Origin of the sequence: Chitinophaga sp. OAE865, from assembly GCF_040546735.1 — a bacterium.
Taxonomy (GTDB): Bacteria; Bacteroidota; Bacteroidia; order Chitinophagales; family Chitinophagaceae; genus Chitinophaga; species Chitinophaga polysaccharea_A.
Genome location: NZ_JBEPOF010000001.1, coordinates 7,152,320 through 7,171,589 on the forward strand (window position 1 = coordinate 7,152,320; position 19,270 = coordinate 7,171,589).

14 protein-coding genes are annotated in these 19,270 nt (G+C 47.6%); 5 read left to right on the forward strand and 9 right to left on the reverse strand.

The features are described from left to right. Position 1: 1 nt before the first annotated feature. The 9 genes from ABIE50_RS28440 to ABIE50_RS28480 all read right to left on the reverse strand — a co-directional run bounded on the left by ABIE50_RS28440 (position 2) and on the right by ABIE50_RS28480 (position 12,130). Positions 2–544: an RNA polymerase sigma factor gene (locus tag ABIE50_RS28440; RefSeq protein WP_142686463.1), complete on the reverse strand. Its 543-nt coding sequence runs from the start codon at positions 542–544 to the stop codon at positions 2–4. A 292-nt stretch (positions 545–836) separates the two neighbouring features. Beyond that, complete coding sequence (locus tag ABIE50_RS28445; RefSeq protein WP_209861861.1) at positions 837–1,946, reverse strand: acyltransferase family protein; 1,110 nt, start codon at positions 1,944–1,946, stop codon at positions 837–839. Positions 1,947–1,975: 29 nt separating this feature from the next. Then, positions 1,976–2,845 carry a PKD domain-containing protein gene (locus tag ABIE50_RS28450; RefSeq protein WP_209861864.1) on the reverse strand — a complete coding sequence of 290 codons (870 nt, stop codon included), beginning with the start codon at positions 2,843–2,845 and terminating at the stop codon, positions 1,976–1,978. Between the two features lie 12 nt (positions 2,846–2,857). Next, positions 2,858–4,375 carry a RagB/SusD family nutrient uptake outer membrane protein gene (locus tag ABIE50_RS28455; protein ID WP_354028214.1) on the reverse strand — a complete coding sequence of 506 codons (1,518 nt, stop codon included), beginning with the start codon at positions 4,373–4,375 and terminating at the stop codon, positions 2,858–2,860. 10 nt (positions 4,376–4,385) lie between these two features. Then, the gene (locus ABIE50_RS28460) at positions 4,386–7,619 is read right to left on the reverse strand and encodes a TonB-dependent receptor (protein WP_209861870.1); all 3,234 of its coding nucleotides are present in this window, start codon (positions 7,617–7,619) and stop codon (positions 4,386–4,388) included. Positions 7,620–7,824: 205 nt separating this feature from the next. After that, complete coding sequence (locus ABIE50_RS28465) at positions 7,825–8,949, reverse strand: FecR family protein (protein WP_209861874.1); 1,125 nt, start codon at positions 8,947–8,949, stop codon at positions 7,825–7,827. A 323-nt stretch (positions 8,950–9,272) separates the two neighbouring features. Beyond that, the gene (locus tag ABIE50_RS28470) at positions 9,273–9,833 is read right to left on the reverse strand and encodes an RNA polymerase sigma factor (RefSeq protein ID WP_209861877.1); all 561 of its coding nucleotides are present in this window, start codon (positions 9,831–9,833) and stop codon (positions 9,273–9,275) included. A gap of 276 nt (positions 9,834–10,109) precedes the next feature. After that, the gene (gene prfH / locus ABIE50_RS28475; protein WP_142686456.1) at positions 10,110–10,724 is read right to left on the reverse strand and encodes a peptide chain release factor H; all 615 of its coding nucleotides are present in this window, start codon (positions 10,722–10,724) and stop codon (positions 10,110–10,112) included. Positions 10,725–10,729: 5 nt separating this feature from the next. Then, the gene (locus ABIE50_RS28480; protein ID WP_209861880.1) at positions 10,730–12,130 is read right to left on the reverse strand and encodes an RtcB family protein; all 1,401 of its coding nucleotides are present in this window, start codon (positions 12,128–12,130) and stop codon (positions 10,730–10,732) included. A gap of 601 nt (positions 12,131–12,731) precedes the next feature. Between ABIE50_RS28480 and ABIE50_RS28485 the strand changes: the two genes are divergently transcribed. From ABIE50_RS28485 to ABIE50_RS28505, 5 genes are all read left to right on the forward strand, one after another. Further along, positions 12,732–13,358, forward strand: coding sequence for a TetR/AcrR family transcriptional regulator (locus ABIE50_RS28485; RefSeq protein ID WP_209861883.1), 627 nt, complete (start codon positions 12,732–12,734; stop codon positions 13,356–13,358). Positions 13,359–13,363: 5 nt separating this feature from the next. Beyond that, complete coding sequence (locus ABIE50_RS28490; protein WP_209861886.1) at positions 13,364–14,695, forward strand: ABC1 kinase family protein; 1,332 nt, start codon at positions 13,364–13,366, stop codon at positions 14,693–14,695. Between the two features lie 120 nt (positions 14,696–14,815). Then, the gene (locus tag ABIE50_RS28495; protein ID WP_209861889.1) at positions 14,816–15,856 is read left to right on the forward strand and encodes a sensor histidine kinase; all 1,041 of its coding nucleotides are present in this window, start codon (positions 14,816–14,818) and stop codon (positions 15,854–15,856) included. After that, positions 15,856–16,566, forward strand: a complete 711-nt coding sequence (locus tag ABIE50_RS28500; protein ID WP_260607521.1) for a LytR/AlgR family response regulator transcription factor — start codon at positions 15,856–15,858, stop codon at positions 16,564–16,566. The genes ABIE50_RS28495 and ABIE50_RS28500 overlap by 1 nt, the downstream gene beginning before the upstream one ends. Positions 16,567–16,664: 98 nt before the next feature. Further along, positions 16,665–19,214, forward strand: coding sequence for a TonB-dependent receptor (locus ABIE50_RS28505; protein WP_209861891.1), 2,550 nt, complete (start codon positions 16,665–16,667; stop codon positions 19,212–19,214). The last annotated feature ends 56 nt before the right edge of the window (positions 19,215–19,270 follow it).

Genomic DNA, 19,270 nt, shown 5'->3' on the forward strand with positions numbered 1-19,270 from the left:
ACTAATACCCTTTATTAGTAATTGCATGACGTAATACTTTCAATCCTCTTTTCAGGTGGGTTTTGAAAGAATTGATACTGATGCCCATTTCATCCGCTGCTTCCTGGTAACGCTTTCCCTGGATGTATACCATTTGTATAGCCGATCTTTTTTGTACGGCCATATCATTAATGGCAGTGAGTACCTGCTTATAATAATCCGGTGAAACTTCAGTGCTCGTAAAACAGGAATCGTCCTGCAACTGCGTGAAGGCCACTTTATTTTCCAGTTCTGTTCTTTGTTTTTTAAGATGCGTCAGGCAGCGGTTCTTGATGGCCTGATGCAGGTATCCCCTGATATCACCGGTAAAATGAAGGTATAACTTTTTGTCCCAGATGTCGAGGAAAAAAGTTTGTACAAGATCATTTGCCTCGGCTTCATTCCGCAGGAACCAATAAGCATTCAGGCAAAGCAGCTTGTGATACTTTAAAAATAAAGCATCATATGCTGAAGCATCGCCTTCCTTTAAACGTTGTACCAATACTATGTCTGATGAATGACTCATGTAACCGGAACCTTATTGGTAATTATTCATTACAGGTAGCTTAAACACATAACATATCTGTAACACTGCCAGGTGACAGGTTTATTACAGTGATTTTGACCAATGAGAGTGGAAGAGATTTATTTCTTCCATTGTTCACGCTTTGATACTAAAGATTTTGGCGAATTAATTATTAAACCGGAATCAAGGTAAATAATAAAATTGGAAAAATATACGTCTAGCGGTAAAAAAATTAAAAGCCCCGGTAAATGATACCGGAGCTTTTTTTTCCATGGGGGTTTCAGTAGATAGCTTATAATTTGAAGAAGATCTTCTTTTTATATAACCAGTAGCATAAGCCCCATTCCAGTGCCAGTACGGCAAAGGCAGATAAGATATCCCGGATGCTTTCAGGGATCCCCGCCAGGGCGGTAAATCCTTTTATAAAGATGCCGGTGGTTGGGTTCACCCATTGGCCACCTACTGTTTCAAAGAAGAGGTAAATAAAAATGGCGTTCATGCCTACCACGGTGGCTATCCAGGCGTAGCGCACATTTTGTTTTACATCTATGAGCCAGTACAGCAGCGCCATTACCAGCATTACCCATCCCCCGGAAGCCAGCGTAAAAGATGTGGTGGCAATCCGTTTAATAATGGGGGTAATACCTGCCAGGTCAAGCCCAAAGCCGGCAACAAGCCCAATTACGCCTGCTGTTACCAGGATCTTTATTTTCTGCGCCTTCGGCCGGTCGCTGATCAGTAACTTCCCCGCCAGTGCGCCCCAGATGGTATGCGCGGCAGTGGGTATAAAGTTAATGGTCACCCATCCGTCAGGGTTGATCTTTCCCATCAGCACAGTATCCATAAATGCTCCGAAGTTATGTCCCTGTGTAAAGGGTTCTTCGAAACCGGGCAATAAAACAAACCTGTACATTAAATCGGTTGCCAGCAACAACAACAGGCTCACGCCGAGCTGGAAACCAAAGGAACGGCGTATAATAAGATAGGCGATCAGGGTGGTTACAGACAACTGCGTAAGCACATTCCATAACTCCCATACTAACCTTCCTGCATATACGCAATGGAGGGCAGTACCAAATATAAACAACTTTAAACAACGCAGGGCTATATGCCGGAAATTTTGTGACCAGGTAATGCCCTTTTGTGTCTTATAATACCAGGAAATGAACATGGCTGCACCGGCCATTGTCATAAAGGCTGGCTGCACCAGGTCCCAGGCGCGTAGCCCGTTCCAGGGATGGTGAAAAAACTGCTGTATCAGGCTTCCTCCGATACCCGTAGGGTGCAGGTGTGCTATCGACTCATAGATACGGGCGCTTTCTCCTGCCAGGAGGATCATGATAAGGCCGCGCATCACATCCAGGGAAATCAATCGTTGGCTGACATTGGTGGTTTGGCTCATTGTCCTGTTTGTTGGCTTAAATTAATAATTTATTCCGGCATATTTAATAAAAAAGCAGCAGCGCCTTCATCAGGGATAGTGCCCAGCTGGGTGGACCAGTCACTGGATGTGGCCACCATACCAAGCCGTATAGCCGCTCCCGTAAAACCCTTGATTTTTGACCGGTCCAGCTTTCCTTCAAAGCGCACTATACCACCTGCTTCTGTGATGGTGCCCATAGTGAAAAAGTCGGTGCCCGATTGCTGATCAAAGGTAAAGCCGGTTTGCGGTCCGTTATGGTAATACATAGCCATTGGGATGGGTGCAGTGCTTTGCCTCAGCAGCAGCTGTCCTTCCAGCAGCACATCATAGGCCCCACCGGTAAACAGGGCCGTGAGCAAACCTGTAGCAGCGCTGTTATCACTGTCGATATACATATCGAAAATAGCGCCATCGGATAGTTTACCGGTCATCTCCCCATAGAAATAAACATTCTGCCCGTCGTAATCCAGCTTCAGCTTTTTGAAGACGCCACCGGCCGGACCGGCAGTGATCACATTCTGGCTGATAGTATCCCAGTCGGACAGGCTGTTGTCTGTCAGTTTTACCGGCGAGGTTTTGGAAATACGGATCACGGTAGATCCTTCCGCAGTAACCCCTGCGGCGGAAGTGGCATACAACGTAGGCACATATTTACCTTTGCCCTGGTAAACATGCACGGGGCTTTGCTCCGTAGAGCTGGTGCCATCACCAAAGTCCCACTTCCAGGAGGTGGCGCCGGTAGTAGTATTATTAAAGGTAACCTGGTTCCCATCTACCGCAATAGTGTATACTACCAGTGGAGCAGGGTTATTATCGTCTTTTTTACAGGCCGTAGCTGCACAGAGCAGCAACAATATATAGAGCAGTTTCTTTTGCATGATCAGGTGGTTTTAAGGGTTCTGTACACACAGTTTGTTGGTTTCTATTTCATCGATAGGGATGTAATAGATGATCTTCGGGTTATCGGGCTGTATCACCATGCCGGCGTAACCGGAAGGGTTTACGGCAGGATTGATATCCGATTGCTTCAGCCCCGGCAAATGATAGCCCCAGTAGGTCCTGTTCATCGCCCTTTTATTGCGGTACACATCAAAACTGCGGTGGCCTTCAAAGGCCAGCTCCAATCTTCTTTCCTTCAATACCACATCCAGCGCGGTTTTACCTGCCGGCAGCTGCTGGTGGTAAAGGGCCCCTGATAACCCGCGGTTGCTGCGTATAATATCCAGGTCGTCCAGTGCGGCTGCCGTTTTACCGGCTTTGGCCGATGCTTCCGCCCTGTTCAGGTACATTTCCGCCAGCCGGAAAAGAATAGGCGAGCTTAAGGTAGGGCTTCCACCCTGCCCGGAAAATTTGGAGATATAATAAATGTCGATGCCATTTTTCTGCTGCAATACACCATTACCGTCTTTAAGAGGTATAATATATTTCCAGCGCACATCTTCCGGGTTGGCCGACATGGTATCCCTCAGTGAAGCGGATGCAAATTCCTCGCCCCAGCCGGAGTTACCATTGGAATAGATCATGGAGGCAATAGAGCCAAACTTGCCATAATCGTCTACAGGCGTAAAGGCTACGCAAAAAATGGTTTCCGACCCTGCTGTAGCGTTGGCGAAAAGATCGGGGTAAGTAGCAGCAGTAGTGAGTGAAAAGCGACCGGATGAAATTACCTGCGAAGCAAAGTAAGCGGTGCTGTCGTTGTTACCTTCATAAAGATATGCCCTGGAAAGCAACGCCCATGCAGCTTCGCGGGAAGCGTACTGAGGCCCCCTGCTTTGCGACATCAGGTCTGCGCCTTTCCTCGCATCGGCAATGATCTGCGCATATACTTCACCTACGGTAGACCGGTCCTTTTGTGCGGGATCACTGGTAGAAGTACGGAGGATCACGCCGGGCGCACCGGGGTTTTGCGTATAGGGCATGGCAAATAATTTCACCAGGTTGAAGTGGCTGAAAGCACGCAGGAAATAGCATTCACCCAGCATCTGCTGCGTAGTGGCGTCGGGGTTACCCTGCTTCTCCACCGCTTCAATAACAGTATTGGCATCGTTGATGATTTTGTAAGAGATATACCAGAAGTAACGCACGTTTGTTTGCGTAGGCGAATGGCCCAGCGAAAAACTATAGAACAGCGGATCTTCTGTTGTTTGCCCGCATACAATATCATCGCTGGCAAAATCCGAGAGCTGGAAATACTGGCGCAGGTACATATTGTTATCATCCCTTGTACCATTAAACTCCACGTGATCCTTCAACAACGAATATGCACCATTCACGGCATTCTTCAGCCCTTCAGGAGAACCGGTAATGGTTTCCGTGGTAAGGGCATCACTTGGATTCACATCTTTCATACAACCTGTTTGCCATAACAACACAGGCAATAGTATTAATATAATAATCGCTGATCTCATGACAGGCATTTTAAAATCTGAAATTAATGTTGAACAGGTACTGGCGGTTGTTCGGATATTTAAAGTCCGATACGCCTGGCATCACCTGCGAACCCGGTGTGATGGTGGTTTGCGGGTCCTGCCCCAGGAAATTGGTGAACGTATGCACATTATCTGCAGTAAAACCAACTGTTACACCATCCAGGCGCCACCTGTTCACAAGGGCCTTTGGCAGTTCATAGCTCAGGCTGATATTACGCAATGCCCAGAAGCTGCCGTCTTTCAGGAAGCGTGTAGACGTTTGCGTGCTGTTAGCAGAGTTCTGCGGACTTGGCTCGGTGGCATTATCGCCGGGCTTAGCCCAGGTGCTGCTGCCTTTGGGAAGGTTTACCTGGTTGTAGTAAGGTTCATTGCCGTCATTTTCCACAAAGCGGAGGTTGTTGCTGTATACCTTGTTGCCCGACAGGAAATAAATATTCACACCCAGGGAAATGCCGCTGTAAGTGAAGGTATTGGTCATACCACCCTGGAATTTCGGCAGTGCGGAGCCCACTTCCTGGTAGGTAGCGCTGGCATAGTCTGAGGTAGACGACCTGTTGCCGTCTTTATCCACCACTTCCCACAAAGGCGCGCCGGTTTGCTTATCTACCCCCAGCCATTTGGGCATGTAAAATTCATAGAGATTACCACCGTTGCGGTAGATCTGTGAAATGCTCCAGGTAGATTGTGTGTTAATAATATTAGCCGGGAATTTCTGCAGTTTGTTAGTGTTAAAGTTGATATTAAAATCAGTACTCCACCGGAACCTGCGGCTGTGGATATTAACAGAGCTGATACCCAGTTCCACACCGTTATTCACCAGCTCGCCCACGTTCTCCCAGCGTTTCTCAAAGCCTACTGATAAAGGCTGGGACACCTGCAGCAGGAGATTTTTGGTGATGTTGTTGTATACATCCACACTGAGGTCAATGCGCTTAAACAACCCTATATCGATACCGCCGTTCCACTGGTATTTGCTTTCCCAGGTGAGGTCGGGGCTGGGCAACTGTGATGGCGTTGCCGCTGTTTGCCCGTTGTACTGGTTATCCAATGCAAACAAGGCCAGGTAACGCGATGAGCCGATATCCTGGGTACCGGTAACCCCGTAACTGGCGCGGAGTTTCAGGGTGGTGAACACACTGTTGTCTTTCAGAAAATCTTCATTGCTGGCCAGCCATGCCGCGGAAACAGCCGGAAAAGAGGCCCAGCGGTTAGCAGATGGGAAATTGGAAGAGCCATCTACGCGGAAAGATGCAGTGAGAAAATATTTATCCTGGTAACTGTAGTTTACCTGGGAGATAAGCGACTGTATAATCGCTTCATTGATACTGCCATTTACCAGCTGGCTGTTAGATACGATGTTCAGCACTTTTAACCCGGCGGGCAATCCTTTTCCTGAAGCTCCCATCAGTTCAGTATTGCTGCCTTCAAACGCCACGCCTGCAAGGCCGCTGATCCGGTGATCGCCCATCCGGAAATCTACTTTCAACAGGTTGTTGGAAATGTAACCATAGTTAAGCGTGCTTAATTCATTGAGAAAACCGGTTCCATGATACTGCCCCGCCACATCCGGTGAATACCAGGTTTTATTTTTATTGTATCCCAGGGAAAGCCGGTTGGTGCTGGTAAATGTGAGCCAGTCGGTGATGCCGATATTAAGCCCCATATCATAATTCACATCAAAGTTTTTATAGGGATGTTCTGAATTATTAATGGTGTGGATAGGGTTTACCTTATCGCGCGACCACCATTTGAAGGGGGAGTTGCCATCTACATACAATGCTTTACCGGAGCTGTCGTAAGGATTATCCCAGGGCATGTTCAGGAAGGCATAGTACATATCGTTGTAGTCGTACGTTTTACCAAAGGACCCGCTGAGATTGATGTTGTTGGTTAAACTGATACGTTTTGTAAAGTGATAGGTAGAATTAGCTCTCAGGTTTACGCGCTGGTAATTGGTATTCATAAAAGTTCCTTTCTCATTGTAATAAGAAAGGCCCAGGTAGTAATCTGATTTTTCTGATTTGCCACTGGCGGAGATATACACGTTTTGCATGGGCGCACGGCGGAACATATCTGTGAGCCAGTTATAATTCTGATCACGCAGGGAGAGCGGGCGTTCGTTGTAGAACTTCAGCAGGTCTATTTTATAGGAGTTGTTGGTAGCGCCGGGAATATAATCGCGGTAATATTCCTTTTGCCTTTCGTACAATTCGCTGCCGTTCATCATGTTCATGGTTCCGAAGTCGGGTGTACGGAAGCCGGTAGTTACTTTTGCCTGGAATTGTATTTTACCGGTGGTGGCTCTTTTGGTCGTGATGATGATCACACCCGCATTGGCCTGTGAGCCATACATGGCAGTAGCGCCGGCATCTTTGAGCACGGTTACACTTTCTATATCGTTAGGATCATAGTTGCCGCCAATAATACCATCTACTACCACAAGCGGGCTTTGCGAGGCGTTTACAGAAGAGATACCACGCATACGTATTTCCGCTGCTGCGCCTGGAACGCCGGAGCTGCTCACTACCTGCAAACCGGACACCTTGCCCTGTAACATGGTGCCTACATCGTTGGTGGTTACATCTTTTAGTTTTGCGGCGTCTACTACGGTAACAGCGCTGGTTAATTCACTTTTCTTTTTATCGGAGTAGCCTACCACCACTACCTGGTCAAGCTGGCTGTTGGCGGTGCGCAGGGTTACCTGCATACCGTTGCTGGCCGGCAGTTCCTGTTTATCGTACCCGGTGAAGGTAACGACCAGTATTTCACCGGGGTTGGCAGATACGGTGAACTGTCCCCCGGCGTTGGTGGCATTCCCCCTGCTGGTGCCCTTTACAATTACCGTAGCACCGGGAAGCAACGTACCATCGGGGCCACGCACTGTACCGGTAATACGGCCAATAGTATCTGCCGGGGGCGGCGGGGGGACCAACTTTGGGCGGATCACAAATACGCCGTTGTTGATAGCAAATGTTACCGGCTGGTGTTGCAGGCATTGCTCGAGTACAGATTGCACGGAGGCGTTGCTTACCTGCAGGGTAACCGGGCTGGTGTTTTTGAGGGTGGATTCGTTATATACGATGGTGGCCCCTGATTGCAGGATTATTTCTGCAAACACTTTCTGTAACGGCATATTTTTCACCGACAGGGTAACCTGCTGGGAAAAACCCCTGGCGCTTACATGCAGGCAGGCAGCGAGGATAAGCCATGTGGTCATTTTCATAACCCGCAAAATTTTGGTTAATAAAAGTCCCTTGGGGAGAAATGGTATCTCCTTAAATTTTAAATGCATACTTTTAATAAGGTTTAGAATTCTTAAATGATCGTCGCTGATCTTACAGGATGCTAAGCTGCTGCCGGGGGTGTGTCACCACCTCCGGCTTTTTTCATTGTTCCATGTGTTACTTCATATGTTTTTTTTACAGGTTTTACGGTAATACCACTACTTTATTTCCATCTGTTTTAAAGTGATTAGTTCCGTTTTCTTCCAAAACACGCAGTACGGCTGATAAATTAAGATTCCGGCTGATGCCGCCCCCATACAGTTCTTTACCGGGTGCAGACTGATATACTATTTCCACATCATACCAGCGGGCTATTTCCCGGAGTATGGTAGGAAGGTCCATATTATTAAACACGAAAAGGCCATTTTTCCAGGCGGTGATCTTATCAACATCGGCATCCCGTATTGTGAGCCGGTGGCCTGAAAGTGCCAGTACCGCCTGTTGACCAGGTTGCAGGATCTTATCCTGTACTTTTATTTTTCCATCCACCAGGGTAGCGTTGATGGTGGGCTCATCGGCATAGGCCATCATATCGAAGCGGGTGCCCAGCACGGCCACTTCCATTTCACCAGCCTGCACTTTAAATGGCTGTGTGGCATTGGCGGCAATTTCGAAGTAGGCCTGTCCCTGCAGGGTCACCTTTCTTTCTCCTCCGCGGAAAGCGGTGGGATAGCGGAGTGAAGTAGCTGAGTTAAGCCATACGTTGGTACCATCCGGCAGCACCAGCTGGTATCTGCCCCCCCGGGGCACAGTAAGGGTATTGTATACTACTGCGCTATTAGCATCGCCGGCCTGGTAAGCCAGTTGTCCTTTTTCTTTTTTTATAACGCTGGCGCCCCCCTGTTTGCCAAGCGCGCCGTTGGCGGCATCATCCAGTGCAATAGTGCTGCCATCGGCCAGTGTGAGCATAGCTTTTTTGTTGGCAGGCGGCTTATCTGTTACGGAGGTATTGTATGCCGTTATATTTTTTTGGGGAGATAAATGCCGGTGCTGCCACACCATTGTCCCGGTTATCGCTACCAGGGCCAGCAGGGCCGCAGCAGCCACATAACGCCAAAAGGGAAGCCTTTTGCTTTTGAGTGGCTGCATCACAGGTTTCAACCGGTTGAGCAGCCGTTGTTCCAGCATATTGCGGTCTTCCCCCGGTTCCAGGGGCAACGGCACTTCGCTGTCGTCGAAGCTGTTGTACCACTCATGGAGCGCTGCTGCTTCTTCGGGGGAAGCATTGCCTTTCAGGTAACGTTGGATCAGGTCTTTCAGGTGCTGCATAATAACAGAGTACAGAAATACTGCTGTTACCCTTAGTGTTTTTTATATTTTTTTTCAGTCTACCGCTAAATTGCCATCCTGGCGAAAAGTGGAAAAACCAATCTGCCGGTTTTGCCGCTTTTTACCGGATTTCGTTGCATTGGTGTATTTTTTTGGGGGCTAAGAGCATGCACAGTGCATCAGGAGTGTATTAGGAGAGCATTAGGAGTATATGAGGACTATATAGGGAGTACGACACATAGACGACTCCCAGGCATCCGAGAAGTATCCGAAAAGTATCTGTACTCCCATTCATGCCTTAACCGGACAATATCGATTTTTTTTCAGAGGAAGAAAGAAAGATAGGGATATACGTCTTTGAGGCGGACACGCAGGTGCTTGAGCGCTTTTGTAAGATGGGCTTCCACTGTTTTTTCCGACAGCTGGAGGGCGGCAGCAATTTCCTTGTTGCTGTACTGGTCGCGGCGGCTATAAAGGAATACGAGGCGGCATTTTTCCGGCAGTGTGGATATTTCCAGTCCAAGCCGCTCCTGCAGGCGGCAATAATCCAGGTGATCCATATCCGGTGCCTGTATCATTTGCTGCGCTACATCGGGCGTATCGAGGGGATGATCCGGTAGTAAACGGCTGATTTGCCGGAACACGGCATAACGGGTGGCAGTAGCAAGATAACCGGAGAGGTGACGGATATCCAGTTCAGTCTTCCGGGCCCATAAACTGGCCAGTACCTCCTGCACCACATCTTCAGCGGCAGTACGGCTACGTAAACGGTTATACGCAATAGCGTACAGTTTCTCCCAGTAACGATGAAATATTTCGGTATAGGCCGATTCATCGGATTGCTGTAGTTTTTGTAATAGCGCTATGTCACTTAGTTCCTCCACGTGTGGTAAATGGTTGATATATGGTGTGTGCTATAAAAATAAGTAAAAAGAAGCGGAATTTGTCTTGGAACACTGATTACACTGATTTTGATGATTTCATTGATTCTATTTTTTTGAATTTCTGTAAAAAGGAAAATATAAGCGAATTTACCTGCGCACATTTCCCCGGTTTTTACAAAAACTTAAAAATAGAATCAATGAAATCATCAAAATCAGTGTAATCAGTGTTCCAAGACAAATTCCGCGTGATCGCCGAAGGCGATTGCTGCCCTTTTTTTACAACCGTTCCCTGATCACCTTCACCGCATCTCCTCTTTCCAGTTCATTATGCTCCTGCCAGCGTTGCTGCTGTTGTTTTACCAGCTCGCCGGTTTGCCAGGCGAGGAACTTTGCTTCCAGCCGTTCCAGGCATAGTTGCTTGTTCTGTAATTGGGAACGGCTATCCATTGCCAGCACCTGCAACCCGCTGGGACGGTGGGTACCACGTACAGCCGTTTCCACTTTATTCACATGTTGTCCGCCCGGACCGGCTGCACGACAGGTTTCCAGCGTTACGTCCTTCGGATCCCACTGCACCTGTTTTCTGATATCAAAAACCGCTACGCCCACAAACCAGTTTTTGCGCTTGTGGAATTTACGGTAAGGGCTTTGCGCAATCCATTGTATGGTACCTTCCCATGGCTGACAAAACGCCGCCACATTTTTTCCTTTAAGCAGCAGGGTAGCAGAAAGCAGGGTACCATTAAGATCTCCTTTCACATTTTCCAGCACCTGTATGCTGATGCCGGCCGCGCGGCCTTCCCTGATCATTATTTCCTGCACCTTTGCCACTACCCTGCTGCATTCTGCAGGGCCGCGACCAGAGGTGATCTGTACTATCATTTGTTCCATAATTGTTAGTCTTTATTCATTCTTACAATAGCAGGCATAAACCTTCCTTGTACGTCTACTAATTCCTGCTGCGCGCTGATCACATTGTCAATGTTTTTATACGCCAGCGGGTTTTCTTCCACGCTGCCGCCGATGAGGGTTACCCCTGCGGCAGCCAGCATTTTTTTCATCCCGGACACGGTCATGTTCTCTTTTGCCCTTTTGCGGCTCATGGCCCGCCCAGCGCCATGTGAGGCGGAGTACAAGGCATTATCCACTCCTTTACCCATCACCAGGTAAGCGGCGGTGCACATGCTGCCGGGAATGATGCCCATTTCGCCTGCATGAGCCGGGGTGGCGCCTTTGCGGTGAATGATCACCCGCTGCCCGTTTGCCAGGGTATCTTCCCAGGCAAAGTTGTGATGATTCTCCACTTTCGCAAGCGGCTGCAATCCCAGCGCCTTTGCAAGATTGAGATGGATACGGTCATGACATGCCTTGGCATAATCGCCCGCCAGGTTCATAGAGAGCCAGTACTCCTGCCCCGCTTCACTGGTAAGATCCAGCCAGGCCAGCTGCTGCGCCGATTTTGGCAGCTTGCAGGTATCCATGGCAATGCGGGTATAATGCTGCGCAATGTTAGCCCCAAGGCCACGGCTACCGGAATGTGATAACAGGGCCAGGTATTTTTTTGGGGGCAGCTGCAGCGCATTGTCTTCTTTCAATTCAATTATGCCGAATTCAACAAAGTGGTTGCCACTACCTGAAGATCCCAGCTGCCGGGCAGCTTTTGCCTGCAGTTTCCGCAACAGTTCTGTTGCCTGGAATGCGGCGCTGTCCAGCACTTCATGTTCCTGTGGCAATTCCAGCCCGCCTTCCATCCCAAAATGAGTGTGCTCTTTCAATGCTACTTTTACCTGGTGGGAAAAACGTTTCAGAAAACTTTCTCCTTCATCAAAAATGGTAAGCGCCATACGGCAACCAATATCCACTCCCACTGCAAAAGGTAGTACTGCATTATTGGTGGCCAGTACTCCACCTATAGGCAAACCATAACCGGTATGTGCATCGGGCATAAGCGCACCTTGTACGGTAACCGGTAAAGACATAGCCGTTTCCATTTGTTGTTTGGCAGAGCGCTCTATTTCTTTAGCGCCATATATTTTCAGCTGCCCTGTTTCTTCCAGCAGGCCGTACGACTGATAATTGCATTCCACCGGTTCGTCCATAAAAGTATCGGCTATTTTCCCCAGTACTTCGTGTGAACGGTAAGCAGCAGGATCCGCTTTGATGGCGGTTAACATGTTCATGATATCTGCTTTGGCCGTGTGTTTGAAATGTTTTGAAATAATGTTGATGACAAGGCTTCTTGCCTGGTCATTTGTATAACCTATTTTACTAAGTTCTTTTGTTTTTATATTGCCCATAAAAGCTAATGTATTTGCAGCGTGCAACCCTTACGGGCACAGCGCTGCCGGGACCGACCAAAAAGTAAAATAAAAGCGCTGCTGATCGCGTAACCGCGGCCCGCTTCCAGCTTCTAAGCCAGCCTGGATATTGAATTATAATTACGTGTAAATTTTGTTCCGTACAGGAACATCACTTCCGCCGGAGGCGGCAGATAAAGCAAACAAAGTCACTAACGTATGCGTGTATACGAACTATAACTATACCGTGATATAAATTGTATATAAGTATTATCCCGGCTTATGTAAAGTTAAGCGGCATCGTTTGCCAGATCAGGCAAGCAGCGAAAGGAGCGATATGTGGGTATGTTCTGTCATGATTCCTTGCATTTTAAAAGATGATGGATAAGGAACTCGCGTGCAAAGGTATATCTATTTTACAAATACATCCCAATTTTTTTCACATAATAATATTATTTCTCCCGGCCGGAGATTTTAACATTTCGCGTACCGATAAAAAAGGGTTTGTAACCATGCTTGACGTAAATTTGTATGTACCCGCGTATTTAACCTCCGGAACCCGCTCCGGACGGGCTACATCAACATTATAAAACTTTTTCTTATGGACAAACAGCTCATCCGCAACGCCTATAAAGTGTACTGGCTGGAAAACGGCAAGGCACCCGTTTCTGTTTATGCGCTCTGCAAAATTGTGGACGTTTCTGAAACTGAATTCTATGAACAATACAGTTCACTGGAAGCAGTAGAAAAAGACATCTGGCTGGCTATCTTCCAACAAACATTGGATCAGCTGCATGCAGATGAAATTTATCAGCAATATAATGCGCAGGAAAAATTGCTGGCCTTTTATTTCCTCTGGGTGCAGAAGCTGAAGGAAGACCGCAGCTACCTGTTATTACAGCGTAAACACTTCCGGTTACCTGACCTGTACCGCAACAAGCTGGAAACTTTCCGGCAGGCGTTTAACAGGTATATAAGCGACCTTGTAAAAGAAGGTTATCAATCCAGCGAAATCAAGGAAAGAAAATATATCTCCGATCAGTATGTACATGGTTTCTGGTTACAGGCCCTGTTTGTACTGAAATACTGGCTGGACGATACCAGCAACCAGTTTGAGATGACCGATGCCGCCATTGAAAAAGCGGTGAACCTGAGCTTCCAGCTCATCAAATCCAATACCCTGGATAGTTTGCTGGATTTCGGGAAATTTATTTTTACGCGGAAATAAGCATCATGAAAGAACAATCCAATATTCCCACTTCCAAAGTGGAAAGGGCAGGCAGATTCGTTACGACAGGATTAAAGGTAGGTACCAATTATATCAAACACTACACGCGCAAACTGATGGATCCTTCTACCACAAAAGAAGAGCTCCACCAGGACAATGCCGCGGATATCTACGATACGCTGAGCAACCTGAAAGGCAGTGCGCTGAAAGTGGCGCAGATGCTGAGTATGGACAAAGGCATGCTTCCGAAGGCCTATACCGAAAAATTCGCCATGTCGCAATACAGCGCTCCCCCGCTGAGCGGCCCACTGGTAGTGAATACTTTTGTAAAGACATTGGGGAAATCGCCCTCACAACTGTACGACCGGTTCGATCTGCAGGCCTGCAACGCCGCCTCCATAGGGCAGGTGCATAAAGCCGTGAAAAACGGCAAAAACCTGGCAGTAAAGATCCAGTATCCCGGTGTGGCCAACAGCGTAAAATCCGATCTCCGCATTGTAAAACCCTTTGCTATCCGCATTGTGGGCATGAATGAGGTGGATATGGATAAATATTTTGATGAAATAGAAAGTAAACTGCTGGAGGAAACCGACTACCAGCTGGAGCTGCGCCGTTCCATGGACCTGTCCGGGGCATGCGCCCATATTCCCAACCTGAAATTTCCCGGGTACTACCCGGAAATGTCGTCGGACCGGATCATTACCATGGACTGGCTGGATGGGCAGCACCTGAAAGAGTTCCTGCTCACCAACCCTTCACAGGAAGTGCGGGATAAAATCGGCCAGGCCCTGTGGGATTTTTACCAGTTCCAGGTACATAGCCTGAAACAGGTACATGCAGATCCGCATCCCGGCAATTTCCTCATGCGCCCCGATGGCACAGTAGGTATCTTCGATTTTGGGTGCGTAAAGGAAATACCGGAAGATTTTTATGAAAATTATTTCCTGCTGGTAGATAAGGAAGTACTGAAAGATGAAAAACGCCGGCACCAGATCTATACCAACCTGGAAATGATCCACCCCACCGACAGTCCCAAAGAGGTGGAATTCTTTTCCGGCCTGTTCCAGCATATGATTGACCTGCTGACGCTCCCCTTCACACTGGATACCTTCGACTTCGGCAATGAGGCCTATTTTAACGAGATATATGCTTACATGGATGAGCTTTACAATATGAAAGAGATCCGTGATTCAAAGGTAGCACGCGGCTCCAGGCATAGTCTTTATATCAACCGAACCTATTTCGGGTTATACTCCATTCTCAGCGACCTGAAAGCAAATGTAATCACCGGCCCCGCCAGGATTCAGGAGCTGATGGCTGCAGGAAAAACTGCTTAACAGGCTTTCGGGGGCAAACCAGCCCCGGAAAGCGCTGTTTTTTCCGATGTTAGTCGTAGAATTACTGCAATTGGTCGCAACTCTTTCCCGATAATTACCCGATTGCCCTAATTTTGCGCCATGAAACAGGAATGGTACCAGCAGAAATGGGCAGTAGTAGCCAGGCATATCCTTGCATGGCTTATATTCTTCTCCCTTCCCTATTTGTTACATCCTACCAATGAAAAGTACGAGCAGGACCGCTTGAATGAAAAGCATGTCTGGTTACTGTATATGTATTTTTCCTACCTGGTGCTGGTGGTTTTCTTCTACCTGAACGCCTGGGTGCTGATTCCAAGACTCGTATATAAAAAGAAATTTTTCGACTATATCCTTTATATCGTCGGGATATTTATTTTCATGTGCAGCATGCGGTACGGGTTTGAAAAAACATTCCTGAAACCGCATGTCATAGATATAAAACCCGCCATCCTGTTCACCTTTTTTACCTTTTTCTTTGTGCTGTCTGCCAGCACCGCCTTCCAGATGATTGTGGATAAAATGAAGCTGGAGCGGCAAACCAGCGCCCGGGAAAACGAATTGCTGAAAACGGAATTATCACTTTTACGCTCGCAGGTAAGCCCGCATTTTATGTTCAATGTGCTCAATAACATGGTGGCGCTGGCACGTAAAAAATCGGATGTACTGGAGCCTTCCCTGATCAAGCTTTCCTCGCTGATGCGTTATATGCTGTACGAAGCTGATGAAGACAAAGTACCGCTGCAGAAGGAAACAGAGTACCTGCAAAGTTACATAGACCTGCAACAGCAACGGTTCGGGAAGAATGTCACCATCCTCGTATCCCTGGAAACAGCAGACTCCAGCTATGAAATCGAGCCCATGCTGCTGATCCCTTTTGTGGAAAATGCTTTTAAACACGGTACCGGCATGATTACGGACGCCACTATAGATATCCGGTTATACATAAGTTCAGGTATGCTGTTTTTCTCCGTGCGCAACCGGTTCAATAAAGATTCTTCCGAAATAAAGGATAAAACGAGCGGTATTGGCCTTACAAATGTAAAAAGGCGTTTAAATTTATTGTATGGAGATGATTATGTTTTGCACATCGATAAAAAAGATGACTGGTTTATAGTATCCTTACAATTAAATCTCCACTGATGATGAAATGTATTGCCATAGACGATGAACCGTTAGCGCTGGACCTGCTGGAAGATAATATCAGCATGGTGCCTTACCTGCAGCTCACCGGCAAATGCAACAACGCATTTGAGGCGATGGAGGTTTTGCGGCACCAGCAGGTAGACCTGATCTTCCTGGATATCCAGATGCCCGGACTTACAGGATTACAGTTCCTGGAATCGCTGCCCAACAAACCATTGGTGATACTTATTACCGCCTATGAAAAATATGCCCTTGAGGGTTTCAACCTGGCAGTAACGGATTATCTGGTAAAACCTGTATCGCTTGAGCGTTTCATCAAAGCCTGCAATAAAGCCCAGGAGCTTTTCCTGCTCAGAACCGGTGGAAAAACGGCGCGGGAAGAAGCTGATTTCTTTTTTGTAAATGTAGATTACAGCCTGCTGAAAGTGGTATTTTCCGACATCCGCTGGGTGGAAGGATTAAAAGATTATGTAAAAATTCACCTTAGCAGCAGCCCCAAACCGGTTATTACCCGTATGAGCATTAAAGGCCTGGAGGAGCAATTGCCCGGTTCCCGGTTTGTACGTGTGCATAAATCATATATTGTTTCCGTTGCCGCTATTACCACCATCCGAAAAAACAGTGTTTTCCTGGATACGCTGGAACTCCCTGTGGGCGATACATATCGTGATGCGGTATACGCCATTGCCGGTAAGGCCGGTCAGTGATCCCGACAGTTCGTAGCTGTTTTTTCCCCACTCATCTCATTTAATTCATTTTATCCATCTGGTGACTATACTTTTGCGTCATCTGAATTTATATTAAAATGCATAAGATTTATTTGTTTATCACCCTGTTTTTGCTTTCAATGAGTGCTGTAGCTCAACCGCCCGCAGGCGCCAAAATGCCGATGGGTATGGGTATGAGTGGCCATGTATATGGCAAAATTATTGACCCCGATGGAAAAGCTGTACCGTACGCATCTGTAATTATTCTCGGAAACCGGATGGACAGCGCCACAAAAAAAATGAAGGAGAAGCTGCTCAAAGGCGCACTTACCAAAGGTAATGGTGAGTTCAGCCTGGAAGACCTTCCCGGCAGAGGCCCGATGAAACTGCGGATCACCGCTACCGGGTACAAAACCATTGAGCAACCGGTCACCTTTCCTCCATTTGAAAAAGACCTGGGCAATATTAAGCTGGAAGTGAGCACCACCCAGCTCCAGGGCGTTACCGTAGCCGGTACCAAACCGCTGATGCAGATGGATATCGATAAAAAGGTGTTCAATGTGGAAAAAAACATCGTGAGCGCCGGTGGTACTGCGCTGGACGTGATGAAAAACGTGCCTTCCGTAAATGTGGATATTGACGGTAATGTAACCCTGCGTAACAGTGCCCCGCAACTGTACATCGACGGGCGACCCACTACCCTCACGCTGGAGCAGATTCCTGCGGATGCCATCGAAAATGTGGAAGTGATCACCAATCCTTCCGCCAAGTATGATGCTTCCGGTGGAAGCGCCGGTATCCTGAACATTGTGCTGAAAAAGAACCGCAAAACCGGTTACAACGGTAACATCCGTGCCGGCGTGGATAAACGCGGCGCTGTAAATGGCGGCGCAGACTTTAACCTGCGCCAGGATAAGGTAAATATTTCCGCCAGCGTAATGGGCAACCAGATGAAAGGACGTACCAATGGTACTACCGAGCGGAATAACTTTGCAGACGAACCACCTACCTTCATTAACCAATACAACGCCAATAAAACAGACGGAGGCTTCGTTTTTGGTAAACTTGGGCTCGACTGGTTTGTTACCAACCGTACTACTTTATCTGTTGCCGGTATTAAGGTGCATGGCTCCATGAATCCATCCGAAAGGATCGATATTAATACCGACACCCTGGATAAATCCGGTACCATACCGGCTTTCAGCCAGCGTAACTCCACTTCCCACAATAAGTTCAACGCAAACGGCGTGGTATTGGGGATGAAACACCTTTTCCCTAAAGAGGGAGAGGAACTGACGGCCGACTTTAACTACTTCGGTGGAAAGAGCGACAATAACTCCGACTACCGGACCGACCGGTACAACGGCAGCAATATCAGCGGCAGCGATATACAGCAGATCCTGGGTAATGGCTCCGTAAGCTTTATGACCATTCAAACGGATTATGTAAAACCATTTACAGGGAAACTAAAGCTGGAAACAGGTTTGAGAGCCTCTATCCGTAACACGAAGAGCAATTTCAACAACTATATACTGGACCAGGAAACACAGAAATATGTACTGATCCCGGCCGCCTCCAATAATTACAAGAACAGCGATAATGTATACGCAGCCTATGTTAGCGTATCCAATACCATTGGTAATTTCGGTTACAAGGTAGGCGTACGTGCTGAAAGCTCCAATTATACCGGCGATCTGCTGAACAACGGGCAGCACTTTTCAAATAAGTACCCGGTAAGCCTGTTCCCCTCCCTGTTTCTGAGCCAGAAGCTGAAACATGACCAGGAGCTGCAGCTGAGTTATACCCGTCGTATTAACCGGCCCAATTTCTTCCAGCTGATCCCTTTCACTGATTCTACCGACAAGCTGAATATCACGAAAGGTAACCCGGGCCTGGTACCGGAGTTCACTACTTCACTGGAAATGTCGTACCTGAAAACGCTGAAAGGTAACAATACTATATTGGCATCAATTTACTACAGGCATACCAACAACCTGATCACCCGTTACCTCATCAAGGAAACCGATCCGGTAAACGGCCAGGAGATGCTGGTAAATACATACATCAATGCGAATTCCAGCTATTCCGCCGGTGCGGAACTAACCGCTATGTATAATCTCACCAAATGGTGGAGCGCCACGGCCAATGTGAATGTGTATAATTCACAGATCAATACCGATAACGTTACACAGTCGCAGGATGCGCTCTGGAGCTGGTTTGGCAAGCTTAACAATACCTTTAAGCTGCCCGCTAATTTTGAAGTGCAGCTCACCGGCACCTACCAATCGAAAACCAACCTGCCGGTAAATGACAATAAAAACGTACAGGCCGGTCCGCCCATGCAGCAATCACAGAATGCGTCCCAGGGCTACATTGCTTCTTTTTATGGTGTAGATGCCGCTATCAAAAAGAGCTTCCTGAAAAACAATGCCGCTTCCGTGACGTTCAGCGTGAATGACATCTTCAGAACACGCTGGTCTGACCAGTATTCACAAAGCGATTATTTCACACAATATTATAGCCGCCTCCGCGACCCGCAGATGATGCGCCTGACCTTTGCTTACCGGTTTGGTAAAATTGACGCCAGCCTGTTTAAGAGAAAGAACATGGGCGCCGGTATGCAGGGAATGCAGGAAGTGATCCAGTAAGAGGTTGTCTTATAGTGTAAAGCACCGGAATGCGAGGGGGTACACCTGAGCGTTCC